At 55.9% G+C, this 17,664-nt stretch carries 12 protein-coding genes, 2 tRNA genes and 3 rRNA genes; 16 read left to right on the top strand and 1 reads right to left on the bottom strand.

The window, feature by feature from the left end:
- Positions 1 to 14 precede the first annotated feature (14 nt).
- Positions 15 to 764: a tetratricopeptide repeat protein gene (locus tag FEE99_RS27765; RefSeq protein WP_041477844.1), complete on the top strand. Its 750-nt coding sequence runs from the start codon at positions 15 to 17 to the stop codon at positions 762 to 764.
- The gene (locus tag FEE99_RS27760; protein ID WP_041477845.1) at positions 764 to 1,099 is read left to right on the top strand and encodes a YqcC family protein; all 336 of its coding nucleotides are present in this window, start codon (positions 764 to 766) and stop codon (positions 1,097 to 1,099) included. Before FEE99_RS27765 ends, FEE99_RS27760 begins: the two co-directional genes overlap by 1 nt.
- Before the next feature lie 124 nt (positions 1,100 to 1,223).
- Here FEE99_RS27760 and FEE99_RS27755 read toward each other — a convergent pair whose 3' ends face one another.
- Positions 1,224 to 1,640 carry a DUF4124 domain-containing protein gene (locus tag FEE99_RS27755; protein WP_041477846.1) on the bottom strand — a complete coding sequence of 139 codons (417 nt, stop codon included), beginning with the start codon at positions 1,638 to 1,640 and terminating at the stop codon, positions 1,224 to 1,226.
- Positions 1,641 to 2,039: 399 nt separating this feature from the next.
- Here FEE99_RS27755 and FEE99_RS27750 point away from each other — a divergent pair, with 399 nt between their 5' ends.
- The 14 genes from FEE99_RS27750 to FEE99_RS27685 all read left to right on the top strand — a co-directional run bounded on the left by FEE99_RS27750 (position 2,040) and on the right by FEE99_RS27685 (position 17,506).
- Positions 2,040 to 3,764, top strand: a complete 1,725-nt coding sequence (locus tag FEE99_RS27750; RefSeq protein WP_041477858.1) for an acetolactate synthase 3 large subunit — start codon at positions 2,040 to 2,042, stop codon at positions 3,762 to 3,764.
- A gap of 2 nt (positions 3,765 to 3,766) precedes the next feature.
- Positions 3,767 to 4,258, top strand: a complete 492-nt coding sequence (gene ilvN, locus FEE99_RS27745; protein ID WP_003176102.1) for an acetolactate synthase small subunit — start codon at positions 3,767 to 3,769, stop codon at positions 4,256 to 4,258.
- A gap of 46 nt (positions 4,259 to 4,304) precedes the next feature.
- The gene (ilvC, locus tag FEE99_RS27740; protein ID WP_003228216.1) at positions 4,305 to 5,321 is read left to right on the top strand and encodes a ketol-acid reductoisomerase; all 1,017 of its coding nucleotides are present in this window, start codon (positions 4,305 to 4,307) and stop codon (positions 5,319 to 5,321) included.
- Positions 5,322 to 5,469: 148 nt separating this feature from the next.
- Positions 5,470 to 6,327 (top strand): CDP-diacylglycerol--serine O-phosphatidyltransferase, encoded by an 858-nt coding sequence (gene pssA / locus FEE99_RS27735; RefSeq protein WP_016773182.1) that lies wholly within the window; start codon positions 5,470 to 5,472, stop codon positions 6,325 to 6,327.
- A gap of 63 nt (positions 6,328 to 6,390) precedes the next feature.
- Entirely contained in the window at positions 6,391 to 7,404 is a 1,014-nt protein-coding gene (msrP, locus tag FEE99_RS27730) for a protein-methionine-sulfoxide reductase catalytic subunit MsrP (RefSeq protein ID WP_041477848.1), read from the top strand.
- Positions 7,404 to 8,027: a protein-methionine-sulfoxide reductase heme-binding subunit MsrQ gene (gene msrQ / locus FEE99_RS27725; protein WP_041477849.1), complete on the top strand. Its 624-nt coding sequence runs from the start codon at positions 7,404 to 7,406 to the stop codon at positions 8,025 to 8,027. Before msrP ends, msrQ begins: the two co-directional genes overlap by 1 nt.
- Positions 8,028 to 8,568: 541 nt before the next feature.
- Positions 8,569 to 10,105: ribosomal RNA gene (locus FEE99_RS27720) — 16S ribosomal RNA — on the top strand.
- Positions 10,106 to 10,228: 123 nt separating this feature from the next.
- Positions 10,229 to 10,305, top strand: a tRNA-Ile gene (locus FEE99_RS27715).
- Between the two features lie 10 nt (positions 10,306 to 10,315).
- Positions 10,316 to 10,391: transfer RNA gene (locus FEE99_RS27710), tRNA-Ala, on the top strand.
- Between the two features lie 238 nt (positions 10,392 to 10,629).
- A 23S ribosomal RNA gene (locus FEE99_RS27705) occupies positions 10,630 to 13,523 on the top strand.
- Positions 13,524 to 13,676: 153 nt separating this feature from the next.
- Positions 13,677 to 13,792, top strand: a 5S ribosomal RNA gene (gene rrf, locus FEE99_RS27700).
- The 16S, 23S and 5S rRNA genes sit together here with 2 tRNA genes alongside, the layout of an rRNA operon.
- Positions 13,793 to 13,940: 148 nt before the next feature.
- Positions 13,941 to 14,600 (top strand): paraquat-inducible protein A, encoded by a 660-nt coding sequence (locus FEE99_RS27695; protein ID WP_041480024.1) that lies wholly within the window; start codon positions 13,941 to 13,943, stop codon positions 14,598 to 14,600.
- Positions 14,587 to 15,210, top strand: coding sequence for a paraquat-inducible protein A (locus FEE99_RS27690; protein WP_041480023.1), 624 nt, complete (start codon positions 14,587 to 14,589; stop codon positions 15,208 to 15,210). Before FEE99_RS27695 ends, FEE99_RS27690 begins: the two co-directional genes overlap by 14 nt.
- Positions 15,203 to 17,506: a PqiB family protein gene (locus FEE99_RS27685; protein ID WP_041480022.1), complete on the top strand. Its 2,304-nt coding sequence runs from the start codon at positions 15,203 to 15,205 to the stop codon at positions 17,504 to 17,506. The genes FEE99_RS27690 and FEE99_RS27685 overlap by 8 nt, the downstream gene beginning before the upstream one ends.
- Positions 17,507 to 17,664 lie beyond the last annotated feature (158 nt).

Below are 17,664 nucleotides of genomic sequence, written 5' to 3'. Positions count from 1 at the left end.
AAAGAGGGTTTCAAGTGAACAAGTGGTTGATTCCAGCGGTGACCGCCGTGGCTTTGCTCAGCGGCTGCTCCACCGTACAGCGTGGTTCGATTCCGGTAGTGGATTCGGGTACGGCCGTGTCCAATAGCGAACGCATCGGCGCCAATGGCGGTTTCCGCCAGACCACGGTCAAGCGCCCGGCGCAGGGCCAGACTCAGGCGATTCCGCAAGGCGATACCGGCGTGGTGGTGATGGTGCCGGGCGGCGGTGCTGCGGTGTCAACACCGATCAGTTCTTCGCCGATCGTCCCGGGGCCTGCATCCGGCGGTATCACGTCGGGGCCTTACAACCCATCGGCGGTTGAGTCGGCACCGATCAACTCCGGCAGCTACAGCATGCCGTCGACGCCAAGTGGCATTCCTTCGGCCAGCAGCGGTGGCGGGCTGTCGGCGGATGAGCAACTGGACGGTCCGGTACTCGCCTTGCTGACCACCGCGCAACAGCAGCAGGCTGGCGGCGACCTCAACGGTGCCTCTTCCAGCCTGGAGCGGGCGCAACGTGTCGCCCCCCGGGAGCCACAAGTGCTTTACCGTCTGGCGCAGGTGCGCATGGCCCAGGGCGATGCGCCGCAAGCCGAGCAATTTGCCCGTCGCGCGTTGACCATGGCCAACGGTCGTCCGGATCTGCAAGCCAGCCTGTGGGAAATCATCGCTCAGTCTCGTGAGAAACAAGGCGATTCCGCCGGCGCCGCACTGGCCCGTCAGAAGGCCAAGGTTTCCCTGTGATGGACGTGCGTTTCCCGAAAATCGCCGATCAGCTGTTGTTGATTGAACGTGAGCTGCGCACCCAGGGCTGGTGGGATGAGGTTCAGCCGTCGGTCGAAGCCCTGAGCAGTGTCGAGCCGTTCTCGGTCGACACGCTGGACTTCGAGCAATGGCTGCAATGGATCTTCCTGCCGCGCATGAAGATGATCCTCGAACAGGATCTGCCCTTGCCGAACGCCTCGGGCATTCAGGAAATGGCGGAAATGGTCTTTGCCCAGCGCAACCTTGGCGGCAAGGATCGGCAGTTGCAGGTGCTGCTCAAAGAGTTTGACCTGCTGATCACTGCCTCCCGCTGAGCGCGGTTGTGTAGGAGCTTTGTAGGAGCTGCCGAAGGCTGCGATCTTTTGATTTTAGACGAGCAGGATCAAAAGATCGCAGCCTCGTTGCACTCGTCAGCTCCTACAAGTTCCGACGTCGCGATTACGAGCAATTCTCGGCAATCTGCTTCTTCGCTTCGACGATGCGTTCCTGACGCTGTGTATCGTCGAGCCTGCGCACATCCCCCTCGACCTCCTCACGCAAACGCGGATTGTTCTGCAGTTGCGCCAGGTTCGTGCGTGCCTGTTCGCAAAAGGCCTTGAGCTGCGCCTGCTGCTCGGCGACCTGTTTCTTCACCTTGGCATCAATGGCTTTCTGATCGCCGAGTACGGCGCCGCCCGGCAGCGGCGCGGCTTTCGGCGCGGGTGAGGAGGGCGTTTGCACGGTCGTCGCCGGTTGGCCCTGCGGCGGTTGTGCATCGAAATGCGTGACGCCTTGGGCATCGACCCATTTGTAGATTTGAGCGGCCGAGCACCATGGGCTGAGACCGATCAGCAAAGTGAGGAGGAGCGTTCGCATGCTGATTCCTTGGCAAAAATGCGCAATTGACGCTAACAGAGTAGCGCTTTTCAGGTTTTTTCTTGCGTTCTCATGTGCTTACCCACAATTAACCCCACAGACGACTTGACTTGCAGAGGGCGAAACAGAAGAATCCAAAGTCCGCTGTAGAGGGACTGCCAGAAGCAGACCCACTCGGTAGATCATGAGGCGCACATCCGCGCCGACCTGTTACACCCGCAACGCGTTACCTCGCGCTGGGTGGGAAAGGCCCGCAACACTTGGGACGATCCCAATACTTGCTCAGTCAGTGCTGACGTAGTCGGCGACCACCGTCGCTCATGCTCTGCCGAGAAGTAAACCTATTAAGACCCGCCCCTTTTTTGTGGACGGTATTCTGGCGTTTTAGAGGTGAACAACGTGGAGCTTTTATCTGGCGGTGAGATGCTCGTCCGCTTTTTGCGTGACGAAGGCGTCAAATATATCTACGGGTACCCGGGTGGTGCTCTCCTGCATGTTTACGATGCCCTGTTCAAAGAACCGGAAGTGACCCACATCCTGGTTCGTCACGAACAAGCGGCTACCCATATGGCTGACGGCTACGCCCGTGCCACCGGTAAAGCCGGCGTGGTATTGGTGACATCCGGTCCAGGCGCCACAAACGCCATCACCGGTATCGCCACCGCCTATATGGACTCGATTCCGATGGTGATCATTTCCGGTCAGGTGCCAAGCACCATGGTCGGCACCGACGCGTTCCAGGAAACCGACATGATCGGTATCTCCCGGCCGATCGTGAAGCACAGCTTCATGATCAAGCACGCTTCGGAAATCCCGGAAGTCATGAAGAAGGCCTTCTACCTGGCGCAGTCCGGTCGTCCGGGCCCGGTCGTGGTCGACATCCCGAAAGACATGACCAATCCGGCCGAGAAATTCGAATACGTTTTCCCGAAGAAAGCCAAGCTGCGTTCCTACAGCCCGGCCGTTCGCGGTCACTCCGGGCAGATCCGCAAAGCAGCAGAAATGTTGTTGGCGGCCAAGCGCCCGGTGCTGTACTCCGGCGGCGGCGTGATTCTCGGCAATGGCTCCGCGCAACTGACCGAGCTGGCGAAAATGCTCAACCTGCCGGTGACCAACACCTTGATGGGTCTGGGCGCTTTCCCTGGCACTGACCGTCAGTTCATCGGCATGCTCGGCATGCACGGCAGCTACACCGCGAACCTGGCGATGCACCATGCCGATGTGATCCTCGCCGTCGGCGCACGCTTCGACGATCGGGTGATCAACGGTCCAGCGAAATTCTGCCCGAACGCCAAGATCATCCACATCGACATCGACCCGGCGTCGATCTCCAAGACCATCAAGGCTGACGTGCCAATCGTGGGTCCGGTCGAGAGCGTCCTGACCGAAATGGTCGCGATCCTCAAGGAAATCGGCGAGACCCCGAACAAGGAGTCCGTGGCCAGTTGGTGGAAGCAGGTCGATGAATGGCGTGGCGATCGCGGCCTGTTCCCTTATGAAAAGGGCGACGGCAGCAAGATCAAACCGCAGACCGTGATCGAAACCCTCTGCGAAGTGACCAAGGGCGACGCCTTTGTGACCTCCGACGTGGGTCAGCACCAGATGTTCGCTGCGCAGTACTACACGTTCAACAAGCCTAACCGCTGGATCAACTCCGGTGGTCTGGGCACGATGGGCTTCGGTCTGCCAGCAGCGATGGGCATCAAGCTGAGCTTTCCGGACGACGACGTTGCCTGCGTCACCGGCGAAGGCAGTATCCAGATGAACATCCAGGAGCTGTCGACCTGCCTGCAATACGGCTTGCCGGTAAAGATCGTCATCCTCAACAACGGTGTGCTGGGCATGGTTCGCCAGTGGCAGGACATGAGCTACGGCAGCCGTCACTCGCACTCCTACATGGAATCGCTGCCTGACTTCATCAAGCTGGCTGAAGCCTACGGCCATGTGGGCGTACGCATCACCGAATCGAAAGATTTGAAGTCGGAGATGGCCGAAGCGTTCGCCATGAAGGATCGCCTGGTGATCATCGATGTTGCGGTCGACACCAGCGAGCACGTCTACCCGATGCAGATCAAAGACGGCTCCATGCGCGATATGTGGCTGAGCAAGACGGAGCGTACTTAATCATGCGGCACATTATTTCCCTGCTTCTGGAAAACGAACCCGGCGCTCTGTCTCGTGTAGTCGGCCTGTTCTCGCAGCGCAACTACAACATCGAAAGCCTGACCGTGGCGCCGACCGAAGACCCGACCCTGTCGCGTCTGACGCTGACCACCGTGGGCCACGATGAAGTGATCGAGCAGATCACCAAAAACCTGAACAAGCTGATCGAAGTGGTCAAGCTGGTGGACCTGTCGGAAAGCGCTCACATCGAGCGTGAGCTGATGCTGGTCAAGGTCAAGGCCACTGGCGCCCAGCGCGCCGAGATCAAACGCACTACCGATATCTACCGTGGGCAGATCGTGGATGTCAGCGCCAGCGTGTATACCGTTCAGTTGACCGGTACCAGCGACAAGCTCGACAGCTTCATTCAGTCCATCGGCACCGCATCGATTCTGGAAACCGTCCGTAGCGGCGTGACCGGCATTGCTCGCGGCGACAAAGTTCTCAGCATCTAAACCAAATTAGCGCATGGCCTGAACGGCCGGATATAAGGGGAAATTCATGAAAGTTTTCTACGATAAAGACTGCGACCTGTCGATCATCCAGGGCAAGAAAGTTGCCATCATCGGTTACGGCTCCCAGGGCCACGCTCAGGCGTGCAACCTGAAAGACTCCGGTGTCGACGTTACCGTCGGTCTGCGTAAAGGTTCGGCCACCGTTGCCAAAGCCGAAGCTCACGGCCTGAAAGTGACCGACGTTGCTTCCGCTGTTGCCGCTGCCGACCTGGTCATGATCCTGACCCCGGACGAGTTCCAGTCCTCGCTGTACAAGAACGAAATCGAGCCGAACATCAAGAAAGGCGCCACCCTGGCCTTCTCCCACGGCTTCGCGATTCACTACAACCAGGTTGTTCCGCGTGCTGACCTCGACGTGATCATGATCGCGCCGAAAGCCCCGGGCCACACTGTGCGTTCCGAGTTCGTCAAAGGCGGCGGTATCCCTGACCTGATCGCGATCTACCAGGACGCCTCGGGCAACGCCAAAAACGTTGCACTGTCCTACGCCGCTGGCGTCGGTGGCGGTCGTACCGGCATCATCGAAACCACCTTCAAGGACGAGACCGAAACTGACCTGTTCGGCGAACAAGCCGTTCTGTGCGGCGGTACCGTTGAACTGGTAAAAGCCGGTTTCGAAACCCTGGTTGAAGCTGGCTACGCGCCGGAAATGGCCTACTTCGAGTGCCTGCACGAACTGAAGCTGATCGTTGACCTCATGTACGAAGGCGGTATCGCCAACATGAACTACTCGATCTCCAACAACGCCGAGTACGGCGAGTACGTGACTGGCCCGGAAGTGATCAACGCCGAATCCCGTCAGGCCATGCGCAACGCCCTGAAACGTATTCAGGACGGCGAATACGCCAAAATGTTCATCAGCGAAGGCGCAACCGGCTACCCTTCGATGACCGCCAAGCGTCGTAACAACGCCGCTCACGGTATCGAAATCATCGGCGAGCAACTGCGCTCCATGATGCCGTGGATCGGTGCCAACAAGATCGTCGACAAAGCCAAAAACTAAGTCGTCGTCCCTTGTACGAAAAACGCGGCCTAGGCCGCGTTTTTTCGTTTGGGCCGGTGCTTCTGGTATAAAGCTGCATCGTTTGTGGCCGAACTGTCGTCCTCAAGCCTCTGTCGAATTTTTTCCAAACCGTTGCAAGGTAATGTCCATGAGCGAACGTCCCGAAGAGCCGAACAAGGCTTCCGACGCCGAAAGCCTGCTGCCCATCGATGAACACATCGAAGAAGGGCACGACGCCGAAGGTCGTAAAGTCCGGCATCGTGGTATCTATCTGCTGCCGAACCTGTTCACCACTGCCAACCTGTTCGCAGGCTTCTATTCCATCATCAACTCGATGAGCGCGCAGGCCGCGTTGAGCGCCGGCGACTCGGTGAATGCGAGCAAGTACTTCGCCTTCGCTGCGATCGCGATTTTCGTCGCGATGGTGCTCGACGGTCTTGATGGTCGCGTAGCGCGCATGACCAATACGCAAAGTGCCTTCGGCGCCGAGTACGACTCGCTGTCGGACATGGTCGCCTTCGGCGTCGCGCCGGCATTGCTGGCCTTCGGTTGGGCGCTGGGCGATATGGGCAAGGTCGGCTGGATGGTCGCCTTCATTTATGTGGCGGGTGCGGCGTTGCGTCTGGCGCGGTTCAACACCCAGGTTGGCACGGCGGACAAACGTTACTTCATCGGTCTGGCCAGCCCGGCGGCGGCAGGCGTTGTGGCCGGCATTGTCTGGGCGTTCAGCGATTACGGCATTCAGGGTTCGAAGATGTCGTTCCTGGTGGCGTTGATGGTGGCGGCGGCCGGCATGCTGATGGTCAGCAACATCAAGTACAACAGCTTCAAGGAGCTGGATCTCAAAGGTCGCGTGCCGTTCGTGGCGATCCTCGCGGTGGTGCTGGTATTCGCTGTCGTGTTCAGTGATCCGCCGCGCATTCTGCTGCTGGTGTTCCTCGCCTATGCGGCGTCCGGTCCGGTGCAGTATCTGTTGCGTCTTCGTCGTCACAAAAACGCCGAGTGATGTAATTTCCCGCATACTCCGCAGTCTATGGGTGCACCTGTCCTCCAAAGCTGCGGAGTTGTCATGTTGATCAAGATCCCCAAAGCATCCGACTGCCATGAGTCGGATGTCACGCCTGAAGACATTTATCTCTCCCGTCGCCAATTGCTCGGCGCCACTGCTGCCGGTATTGCCGTGAGCAGCCTGCCACGCTGGGCCAGTGCCGCTGATGCCCCTCGCTACTCTGATGTTGAATCCGGCAAGGCTCCGGCCTGGTTTGCCGAAAAGCTTCCTTCTACTCAATGGGGTGCGGTCAACGTCAAGGACGAGGCGATCACGCCTTATAAAGACGCCACGAACTACAACAACTTTTATGAATTCGGTACCGGCAAGGGCGATCCCGCGAGGAACGCTGGCGACCTGAAAACCGAACCCTGGAGCGTGGTGATTGACGGGGAGGTGGGTAAGCCGGGGCGTTATGCGCTGGAAGACTTCATGAAACCGTATCAACTGGAGGAACGTATTTATCGTCTGCGCTGCGTCGAGGCGTGGTCGATGGTCATTCCCTGGATCGGCTTTCCCATCTCGGCCTTGCTCAAGCAGGTCGAGCCGACTTCCAAGGCCAAGTACATCCGCTTCGAAACCCTGCAGGATCCCAAGAGCATGCCCGGCCAGCGTTCCGGTTTTGCCTTGATCGACTGGCCGTACGTCGAAGGCTTGCGTCTGGATGAGGCGATGAATCCTTTGGCGATTCTGGCGGTGGGCATGTATGGACGCGAACTGCCGAACCAGAACGGCGCGCCTTTGCGTCTTGTGGTGCCGTGGAAGTACGGCTTCAAAAGCGTGAAATCCATTGTGCGCATCAGTCTGGTCAGCGAGCAGCCGAAGACCACCTGGCAAAGCATTGCTGCCGATGAGTATGGCTTCTACGCGAATGTGAATCCTACGGTCGACCATCCACGCTGGACCCAGGCGCGCGAGCGGCGCTTGCCGAACAGCCTGTTCAAACCGAATGTGCGCGATACGCAGATGTTCAACGGCTACTCGGATGAAGTCGCTTCTTTATATACAGGGCTCGATCTGCGGAAGAACTACTGATGCGCTATCCGTTCTGGCGAGTGGGCGTTTTCGTTGCTGCGGCGGTCTGGCCATTGCTGTGGTTCTATCAGGCTTTCGCCGATTTGCTCGGGCCTGATCCGGGCAAGGTGCTGGTTGATCGTCTCGGGCTTGGCACGCTGGTGTTGCTGTTGATTACGCTGAGCATGACGCCGTTGCAAAAGCTGAGCGGCTGGGCGGGGTGGATTGCAGTGCGCAGGCTGTTAGGGCTTTGGTGTTTTGCTTATGTGACGCTGCATCTGTTCAGCTATATGGCGTTTATCCTCGGGTTTGACTGGTCACAGTTGGGCGTCGAGCTACGCAAGCGGCCTTACATCATTGTCGGTGCACTCGGCTTTCTCGGATTGCTGATACTGGCAGTGACGTCGAATCGTTATAGTCAGCGTCGTTTGGGGGCTCGCTGGAAGAAGCTGCATCGTCTGGTTTATCTGATTCTCGGGCTGGGTTTGCTGCATATGCTCTGGATCGTGCGGGCCGATCTGGAGGAGTGGGCGATTTATGCCTTTATAGGCGCTGTGCTCTTGCTGCTTCGTGTGCCGCCGGTGATGAGGCGAATCCCGCGTTTAATGGCTAAAAAGCAGAATCTGCAAGAAAAGCGAAATTAACGGTTGACGGCAGATTCCAGAGGTCTATAATTCGCCCCGCTTCCGGCGCAGTCGAAACGGAAAACTCCTTGAGATTCAAAGAGTTACGCGGTTTTCGACAGCGGCTTGCTTCAGATCATCGAAGCCTGGAAGGAGTTGAAAGAGCAGTGATGTGTAGCTCTTTTAACGGTTCGATCTTCTCGGTCGAAAGCGGAGAAAAAGAGGTGTTGACAGCAGCGATTAACGCTGTAGAATTCGCCTCCCGCTAACGAGAGATCGGAAGCGCAAGTGGTTGAAGTTGTTGAAGAATTCTTCGAAAACTTCTGAAAATAATCACTTGACAGCAAATGAGGCTGCTGTAGAATGCGCGCCTCGGTTGAGATGAAAGATCTTAACCAACCGCTCTTTAACAACCGAATCAAGCAATTCGTGTGGGTGCTTGTGCAGTCAGACTGATAGTCAACAAGATTATCAGCATCACAAGTTACTCCGCGAGAAATCAAAGATGTAACCAACGATTGCTGAGCCAAGTTTAGGGTTTCTTAAAAACCCAAAGATGTTTGAACTGAAGAGTTTGATCATGGCTCAGATTGAACGCTGGCGGCAGGCCTAACACATGCAAGTCGAGCGGATGAGAGGAGCTTGCTCCTGGATTCAGCGGCGGACGGGTGAGTAATGCCTAGGAATCTGCCTGGTAGTGGGGGACAACGTTTCGAAAGGAACGCTAATACCGCATACGTCCTACGGGAGAAAGCAGGGGACCTTCGGGCCTTGCGCTATCAGATGAGCCTAGGTCGGATTAGCTAGTTGGTGAGGTAATGGCTCACCAAGGCGACGATCCGTAACTGGTCTGAGAGGATGATCAGTCACACTGGAACTGAGACACGGTCCAGACTCCTACGGGAGGCAGCAGTGGGGAATATTGGACAATGGGCGAAAGCCTGATCCAGCCATGCCGCGTGTGTGAAGAAGGTCTTCGGATTGTAAAGCACTTTAAGTTGGGAGGAAGGGTTGTAGATTAATACTCTGCAATTTTGACGTTACCGACAGAATAAGCACCGGCTAACTCTGTGCCAGCAGCCGCGGTAATACAGAGGGTGCAAGCGTTAATCGGAATTACTGGGCGTAAAGCGCGCGTAGGTGGTTTGTTAAGTTGGATGTGAAATCCCCGGGCTCAACCTGGGAACTGCATCCAAAACTGGCAAGCTAGAGTATGGTAGAGGGTGGTGGAATTTCCTGTGTAGCGGTGAAATGCGTAGATATAGGAAGGAACACCAGTGGCGAAGGCGACCACCTGGACTGATACTGACACTGAGGTGCGAAAGCGTGGGGAGCAAACAGGATTAGATACCCTGGTAGTCCACGCCGTAAACGATGTCAACTAGCCGTTGGGAGCCTTGAGCTCTTAGTGGCGCAGCTAACGCATTAAGTTGACCGCCTGGGGAGTACGGCCGCAAGGTTAAAACTCAAATGAATTGACGGGGGCCCGCACAAGCGGTGGAGCATGTGGTTTAATTCGAAGCAACGCGAAGAACCTTACCAGGCCTTGACATCCAATGAACTTTCCAGAGATGGATTGGTGCCTTCGGGAACATTGAGACAGGTGCTGCATGGCTGTCGTCAGCTCGTGTCGTGAGATGTTGGGTTAAGTCCCGTAACGAGCGCAACCCTTGTCCTTAGTTACCAGCACGTAATGGTGGGCACTCTAAGGAGACTGCCGGTGACAAACCGGAGGAAGGTGGGGATGACGTCAAGTCATCATGGCCCTTACGGCCTGGGCTACACACGTGCTACAATGGTCGGTACAAAGGGTTGCCAAGCCGCGAGGTGGAGCTAATCCCATAAAACCGATCGTAGTCCGGATCGCAGTCTGCAACTCGACTGCGTGAAGTCGGAATCGCTAGTAATCGCGAATCAGAATGTCGCGGTGAATACGTTCCCGGGCCTTGTACACACCGCCCGTCACACCATGGGAGTGGGTTGCACCAGAAGTAGCTAGTCTAACCTTCGGGGGGACGGTTACCACGGTGTGATTCATGACTGGGGTGAAGTCGTAACAAGGTAGCCGTAGGGGAACCTGCGGCTGGATCACCTCCTTAATCGACGACATCAGCTGCTGCATGAGCTCCCACACGAATTGCTTGATTCATTGAAGAAGACGATAGAAGCAGCTTTAAGCTCCAAGCTGATAGCTCTGAGCTAACAGTTACAAGCTCGAAATTGGGTCTGTAGCTCAGTTGGTTAGAGCGCACCCCTGATAAGGGTGAGGTCGGCAGTTCGAATCTGCCCAGACCCACCAATTTTGTTATGGGGCCATAGCTCAGCTGGGAGAGCGCCTGCCTTGCACGCAGGAGGTCAGCGGTTCGATCCCGCTTGGCTCCACCATAAACTGCTTCGAAGTTTGAGAGTTTAGAAATGAATATTCGCACTGAATATTGATTTCTAGTCTTTTGATTAGATCGTTCTTTAAAAATTTGGGTATGTGATAGAAAGATAGACTGAACGTTACTTTCACTGGTAACGGATCAGGCTAAGGTAAAATTTGTGAGTTCTCTTAGTTGAGAAATTCGAATTTTCGGCGAATGTCGTCTTCACAGTATAACCAGATTGCTTGGGGTTATATGGTCAAGTGAAGAAGCGCATACGGTGGATGCCTTGGCAGTCAGAGGCGATGAAAGACGTGGTAGCCTGCGAAAAGCTTCGGGGAGTCGGCAAACAGACTTTGATCCGGAGATGTCTGAATGGGGGAACCCAGCCATCATAAGATGGTTATCTTGTACTGAATACATAGGTGCAAGAGGCGAACCAGGGGAACTGAAACATCTAAGTACCCTGAGGAAAAGAAATCAACCGAGATTCCCTTAGTAGTGGCGAGCGAACGGGGACTAGCCCTTAAGTGGCTTTGAGATTAGCGGAACGCTCTGGAAAGTGCGGCCATAGTGGGTGATAGCCCTGTACGCGAAAATCTCTTAGTCATGAAATCGAGTAGGACGGAGCACGAGAAACTTTGTCTGAATATGGGGGGACCATCCTCCAAGGCTAAATACTACTGACTGACCGATAGTGAACTAGTACCGTGAGGGAAAGGCGAAAAGAACCCCGGAGAGGGGAGTGAAATAGATCCTGAAACCGTATGCGTACAAGCAGTGGGAGCAGACTTTGTTCTGTGACTGCGTACCTTTTGTATAATGGGTCAGCGACTTATTTTCAGTGGCGAGCTTAACCGAATAGGGGAGGCGTAGCGAAAGCGAGTCTTAATAGGGCGTCTAGTCGCTGGGAATAGACCCGAAACCGGGCGATCTATCCATGGGCAGGTTGAAGGTTAGGTAACACTGACTGGAGGACCGAACCGACTACCGTTGAAAAGTTAGCGGATGACCTGTGGATCGGAGTGAAAGGCTAATCAAGCTCGGAGATAGCTGGTTCTCCTCGAAAGCTATTTAGGTAGCGCCTCATGTATCACTGTAGGGGGTAGAGCACTGTTTCGGCTAGGGGGTCATCCCGACTTACCAAACCGATGCAAACTCCGAATACCTACAAGTGCCGAGCATGGGAGACACACGGCGGGTGCTAACGTCCGTCGTGAAAAGGGAAACAACCCAGACCGTCAGCTAAGGTCCCAAAGTTATGGTTAAGTGGGAAACGATGTGGGAAGGCTTAGACAGCTAGGAGGTTGGCTTAGAAGCAGCCACCCTTTAAAGAAAGCGTAATAGCTCACTAGTCGAGTCGGCCTGCGCGGAAGATGTAACGGGGCTCAAACCATACACCGAAGCTACGGGTATCACCTTCGGGTGATGCGGTAGAGGAGCGTTCTGTAAGCCTGTGAAGGTGAGTTGAGAAGCTTGCTGGAGGTATCAGAAGTGCGAATGCTGACATGAGTAACGACAATGGGTGTGAAAAACACCCACGCCGAAAGACCAAGGTTTCCTGCGCAACGTTAATCGACGCAGGGTTAGTCGGTCCCTAAGGCGAGGCTGAAAAGCGTAGTCGATGGAAAACAGGTTAATATTCCTGTACTTCTGGTTATTGCGATGGAGGGACGGAGAAGGCTAGGCCAGCTTGGCGTTGGTTGTCCAAGTTTAAGGTGGTAGGCTGAGATCTTAGGTAAATCCGGGATCTTAAGGCCGAGAGCTGATGACGAGTTACCCTTTGGGTGACGAAGTGGTTGATGCCATGCTTCCAAGAAAAGCTTCTAAGCTTCAGGTAACCAGGAACCGTACCCCAAACCGACACAGGTGGTTGGGTAGAGAATACCAAGGCGCTTGAGAGAACTCGGGTGAAGGAACTAGGCAAAATGGCACCGTAACTTCGGGAGAAGGTGCGCCGGTGAGGGTGAAGGACTTGCTCCGTAAGCTCATGCCGGTCGAAGATACCAGGCCGCTGCGACTGTTTATTAAAAACACAGCACTCTGCAAACACGAAAGTGGACGTATAGGGTGTGACGCCTGCCCGGTGCCGGAAGGTTAATTGATGGGGTTAGCTAACGCGAAGCTCTTGATCGAAGCCCCGGTAAACGGCGGCCGTAACTATAACGGTCCTAAGGTAGCGAAATTCCTTGTCGGGTAAGTTCCGACCTGCACGAATGGCGTAACGATGGCGGCGCTGTCTCCACCCGAGACTCAGTGAAATTGAAATCGCTGTGAAGATGCAGTGTATCCGCGGCTAGACGGAAAGACCCCGTGAACCTTTACTATAGCTTTGCACTGGACTTTGAATTTGCTTGTGTAGGATAGGTGGGAGGCTTTGAAGCGTGGACGCCAGTTCGCGTGGAGCCATCCTTGAAATACCACCCTGGCAACTTTGAGGTTCTAACTCAGGTCCGTTATCCGGATCGAGGACAGTGTATGGTGGGTAGTTTGACTGGGGCGGTCTCCTCCTAAAGAGTAACGGAGGAGTACGAAGGTGCGCTCAGACCGGTCGGAAATCGGTCGTAGAGTATAAAGGCAAAAGCGCGCTTGACTGCGAGACAGACACGTCGAGCAGGTACGAAAGTAGGTCTTAGTGATCCGGTGGTTCTGTATGGAAGGGCCATCGCTCAACGGATAAAAGGTACTCCGGGGATAACAGGCTGATACCGCCCAAGAGTTCATATCGACGGCGGTGTTTGGCACCTCGATGTCGGCTCATCACATCCTGGGGCTGAAGCCGGTCCCAAGGGTATGGCTGTTCGCCATTTAAAGTGGTACGCGAGCTGGGTTTAGAACGTCGTGAGACAGTTCGGTCCCTATCTGCCGTGGACGTTTGAGATTTGAGAGGGGCTGCTCCTAGTACGAGAGGACCGGAGTGGACGAACCTCTGGTGTTCCGGTTGTCACGCCAGTGGCATTGCCGGGTAGCTATGTTCGGGAAAGATAACCGCTGAAAGCATCTAAGCGGGAAACTTGCCTCAAGATGAGATCTCACTGGAACCTTGAGTTCCCTGAAGGGCCGTCGAAGACTACGACGTTGATAGGTTGGGTGTGTAAGCGCTGTGAGGCGTTGAGCTAACCAATACTAATTGCCCGTGAGGCTTGACCATATAACACCCAAGCAATTTGCTGACCTGAAAAGGCGCCAGATTGCGGTGTGTGAAGACGAAACGAACCGAAAGTTCGAAACGCACAAACACCAGCTGTCACATACCCAATTTGCTGAAGCGAGGCCGTCTGGTCCCGAGTCAGTACCCGAATTTCTTGACGACCATAGAGCGTTGGAACCACCTGATCCCATCCCGAACTCAGCAGTGAAACGATGCATCGCCGATGGTAGTGTGGGGTTTCCCCATGTGAGAGTAGGTCATCGTCAAGATTAAATTCCGAAACCCCAATTGCGAAAGCAGTTGGGGTTTTGTTTTGCCTGCGAGAAAGTTTTTCAGAGCTTCAGAGAACAAAATTGCACAGTTATTTTCGAAGCAGAACACTAGAATAGCCCCATCTTTATCGGAGCCAGAGCCTGTATGTCAGAATCGGTTGACGCCCCCGGGCTGTCAGATTTACCGCTGGAAGACTTGATAGCCTGCCACGAGTGCGACTTGCTGATGCGCAAGCCGACACTTGCCCATGGTGAAAAGGCGCTCTGCCCGCGTTGTGGTTATGAGTTGTACGCCCACCGCCATAACGTGGTGCAGCGTAGCCTCGCCCTGGTAATTGCCGCGTTATTACTTTACGTGCCGGCAAACTTTTTACCCATCATGCAACTCAATATCCTCGGGCAGTCTTCGCAGGATACGGTCTGGAGTGGCGTGGTCGGCCTGTTCAACACCGACATGCAAGGCGTGTCGATTGTCGTCTTCCTCTGCAGTATGGCGATACCGTTACTCAAGTTGCTGTGCCAGCTGTTTGTGTTACTGACGATTCGTTTCGATGTCGGCCGCAGCTACGGTTTGCTGCTCTATCGTATTTACCACCACCTCAGAGACTGGGGCATGCTCGAGGTCTACCTCATGGGCGTCCTCGTCGCGATCGTGAAGCTGGCGGATATGGCAGCAATCACCGTCGGTCTCGGGCTGGCATGTTTCATTGGCTTGTTATTGGTGCAAGTCTGGCTGGAGGTGGTGATGTCACCGCATCAGATCTGGCAGGCATTATCAGGAGAGGATGCCCATGCGGGCGATTGATGCGGGCATTCTGGTGTGCACCGAATGCCACGAACTGAACAAGCAGGAAGCTGACGTCGATGAGCAGAGCTGTACCCGCTGCGGCGCGCAGGTGCACGCTCGCCGCCCCAACAGCCTGACCCGCACCTGGGCTCTGTTGATCACGGCAGCCATTATCTATATTCCGGCCAACGTCTTGCCGATCATGACGGTCAGTTCTCTGGGCCAGGGTGAACCGAGCACGATCATGTCCGGCGTGATTGAACTGGTTCAGCACGGCATGATTCCGATCGCCACCGTGGTGTTCATCGCCAGCATTCTGGTGCCCACGTTCAAGCTGGTCGGCATCGCCCTGCTGCTGTTTTCCGTGCAGCGTCGGCAGCCATTGTCGGCCCGTCAGCGTATCTGGATGTACCGATTCATCGAGTTCATTGGCCGCTGGTCGATGCTCGATATTTTTGTGATCGCCATTCTCGTGGCGGTCGTCAACTTCGGCCGGATAGCCAGTGTCGAAGCCAATCTGGGCGCCGTCGCCTTCGCCTCTGTGGTGATTCTGACGATGCTCGCCGCAGTAACTTTCGATCCCCGACTGATTTGGGATAACACGGAGTCGGACGACGACCATGACTGATTTGCCTGTAGCGAAAACCCGACCGGCTTCGAACTGGTCGGCCATTTGGGTGCTGCCTCTGATCGCGCTGATCATCGGCGGCTGGCTCGGCTGGCGTGCTTATTCCGAGACCGGTATCGAAATTCAGGTGCGCTTCGAAAGCGGCGAAGGCATCCAGGCCAACAAGACTGAAGTGGTCTACAAAGGCATGCCGGTCGGCAAGGTCAAGACGCTCAAGCTCGATGATGAAGGCAACTCGAAAGGGGTGATCGCCACCATCGAGATGAACAAGGATGTTGAGCAGTACCTGAAGACCAGCACGCGGTTCTGGCTGGTCAAACCGAGCGTGACCCTGGCCGGTATCACCGGTCTGGAAACATTGGTCTCGGGTAACTATGTCGCCATCAGTCCCGGTGAAGGCGAGCCGGTGCGTAAGTTCAAGGCACTCGCCGAAGAGCCGCCGCTGTCCGACGCGAAGCCCGGTCTGCACCTGACCATCAAGGCCGATCGCCTCGGCTCGCTGAATCGCGGCAGCCCGGTGTTCTACAAGCAGATCAAGGTCGGTCAGGTCAAAAGCTACGTGCTTTCCGAGGATCAGAGCACCGTTGAACTGAAGGTGTTCATTGAGCCGACCTACGCCAAACTGGTGCGCAAACATACTCGTTTCTGGAACGCCAGCGGCATCAGCATCGACGCTAACCTGTCCGGCGTGAAAGTGCGCAGTGAATCCCTGGCCAGCATCGTCGCCGGTGGTATCGCGTTCGCGACGCCGGAGAATCGCAAGGACAGTCCGGCGACCGACCCGAGCCTGCCATTCCGTCTCTATGAAGACTTCGACGCTGCCGCTGCCGGCATTCGCGTGAAGGTCAAACTCAGCGATTTCGAGGGCCTGCAAGCCGGTCGCACGCCGGTGATGTACAAAGGCATTCAGGTCGGCAACCTGAAAGCGCTCAAAGTCGATCCGGACCTGAACAGTGCAACAGCCGAGCTGACCCTTGATCCGTTGGCCGAAGACTATCTGGTTGAGGGCACGCAGTTCTGGGTGGTCAAACCGTCGATATCCCTTGCCGGTATTACCGGCCTGGAAGCGCTGGTGAAAGGTAACTACATCGCCGTGCGTCCGGGCGACAAAGGCGCTGCGCCGAAACGCGAATTCGAGGCGCGACCGAAAGCACCACCGCTGGACCTGCGTTCGCCAGGCCTGCATCTGGTGTTGTTCACCGACTCGCTGGGCTCGATCGATGTCGGCAGTCCGATTCTGTACAAGCAGGTCAAGGTCGGTTCGGTACAGAGCTACCAGTTCTCCCGAACCAAGAAGCAGCTGGTCATCGGCGTGCACATCGAGAAGGAATACGAAAACCTGGTCAACGCCTCGACGCGCTTCTGGAACGTCAGCGGCATCACCCTCACCGGTGGCTTGACCGGCGGCATTCAGGTCAAGAGTGAATCTTTGCAAACGCTGATGGCCGGCGGTATCGCGTTCGAAACGCCGCAAGCCAATGCGCCGTTGAAGAAACGTATCCCGCGCTTCCGTCTGTTCGCCGATCACGATGAGGCGAACAAGAAAGGTGCGGTCGTTACCATCAAAGTCGATCGCGCCGACGGTTTGAGCAGCGGTACACCAGTGCGTTTCAAGGGGTTGGACGTAGGCAAGATTGAAAGCGTCGATCTGACCGACGACATGCAGTCGGTGATCCTCACCGCTCGCATCACCGAAGTGCCGGAGAAGATTGCGCGAGTCGGCAGTCAGTTCTGGGTGGTCAAGCCGGAACTGGGTCTGATCAAGACGCAGAATCTGGAAACGCTGGTCACCGGCAAATACATCGAAGTCCAGCCGGCGGCGAAGAATCTCGGCCCGCAGAAGAACTTCGTTGCCTTGGCCGAAGCGCCGGAAGTCACCAGGCAGGAAGCGGGTCTGAGTCTGGTGTTGAGCGCCGCACGTCGCGGTTCCTTGAAGCCCGGCGTACCAGTGACCTACCGTGAAATTACGGTTGGCAAGGTGACCGGTTATGAATTGGGCCAGACAGCTGACCGTGTGTTGGTGCACATCCTGATCGAGCCGAAGTATGCGCCACTGGTGCGCAGCGGCAGCCGTTTCTGGAACACCAGCGGCGTGGGCTTCGATTACGGCTTGTTCAAAGGCGTGACGGTGCGCACCGAATCGCTGGAGACACTGATTCAGGGCGGGATTGCCTTCGCCACCCCGGATGGCGAGCGCATGGGCAATCCGGCGCGAGCCGAGCAGACGTTCCCGTTGTTCGACAAGTTCGAGGATGAATGGCTGACCTGGGCGCCGAAGATTCAGCTGGGTAAGTAGTGGCGCCTATTGAATAGCCTTCGCGAGCAGGCTCGCTCCCACAGGGGAACGCATTCCAATTGTGGGAGCGAGCCTGCTCGCGAAGGGGCCAGCCAAATCAACACAAAATCCACTCCATAAAAAAGGGCCGCGATCCCAGCAGATCGCGGCCCTTTTTT

Source organism: Pseudomonas sp. ef1, assembly GCF_007293365.2.
Taxonomy (GTDB): Bacteria; Pseudomonadota; Gammaproteobacteria; order Pseudomonadales; family Pseudomonadaceae; genus Aquipseudomonas; species Aquipseudomonas siliginis.
Note: the sequence above shows the minus strand (reverse complement) of the source record. Positions and strands in the feature narration are given on the sequence as shown.

Bases quoted from the DNA above. Each gene is read 5' to 3' on its own strand.
- FEE99_RS27760 (WP_041477845.1), top strand. From the start codon at position 764: ATGGACGTGCGTTTCCCGAAAATCGCCGATCAGCTGTTGTTGATTGAA.
- FEE99_RS27755 (WP_041477846.1), bottom strand. From the start codon at position 1,640: ATGCGAACGCTCCTCCTCACTTTGCTGATCGGTCTCAGCCCATGGTGC.
- ilvN (WP_003176102.1), top strand. From the start codon at position 3,767: ATGCGGCACATTATTTCCCTGCTTCTGGAAAACGAACCCGGCGCTCTG.
- ilvC (WP_003228216.1), top strand. From the start codon at position 4,305: ATGAAAGTTTTCTACGATAAAGACTGCGACCTGTCGATCATCCAGGGC.
- pssA (WP_016773182.1), top strand. From the start codon at position 5,470: ATGAGCGAACGTCCCGAAGAGCCGAACAAGGCTTCCGACGCCGAAAGC.
- msrP (WP_041477848.1), top strand. From the start codon at position 6,391: ATGTTGATCAAGATCCCCAAAGCATCCGACTGCCATGAGTCGGATGTC.
- msrQ (WP_041477849.1), top strand. From the start codon at position 7,404: ATGCGCTATCCGTTCTGGCGAGTGGGCGTTTTCGTTGCTGCGGCGGTC.
- FEE99_RS27695 (WP_041480024.1), top strand. From the start codon at position 13,941: ATGTCAGAATCGGTTGACGCCCCCGGGCTGTCAGATTTACCGCTGGAA.
- FEE99_RS27690 (WP_041480023.1), top strand. From the start codon at position 14,587: ATGCGGGCGATTGATGCGGGCATTCTGGTGTGCACCGAATGCCACGAA.
- FEE99_RS27685 (WP_041480022.1), top strand. From the start codon at position 15,203: ATGACTGATTTGCCTGTAGCGAAAACCCGACCGGCTTCGAACTGGTCG.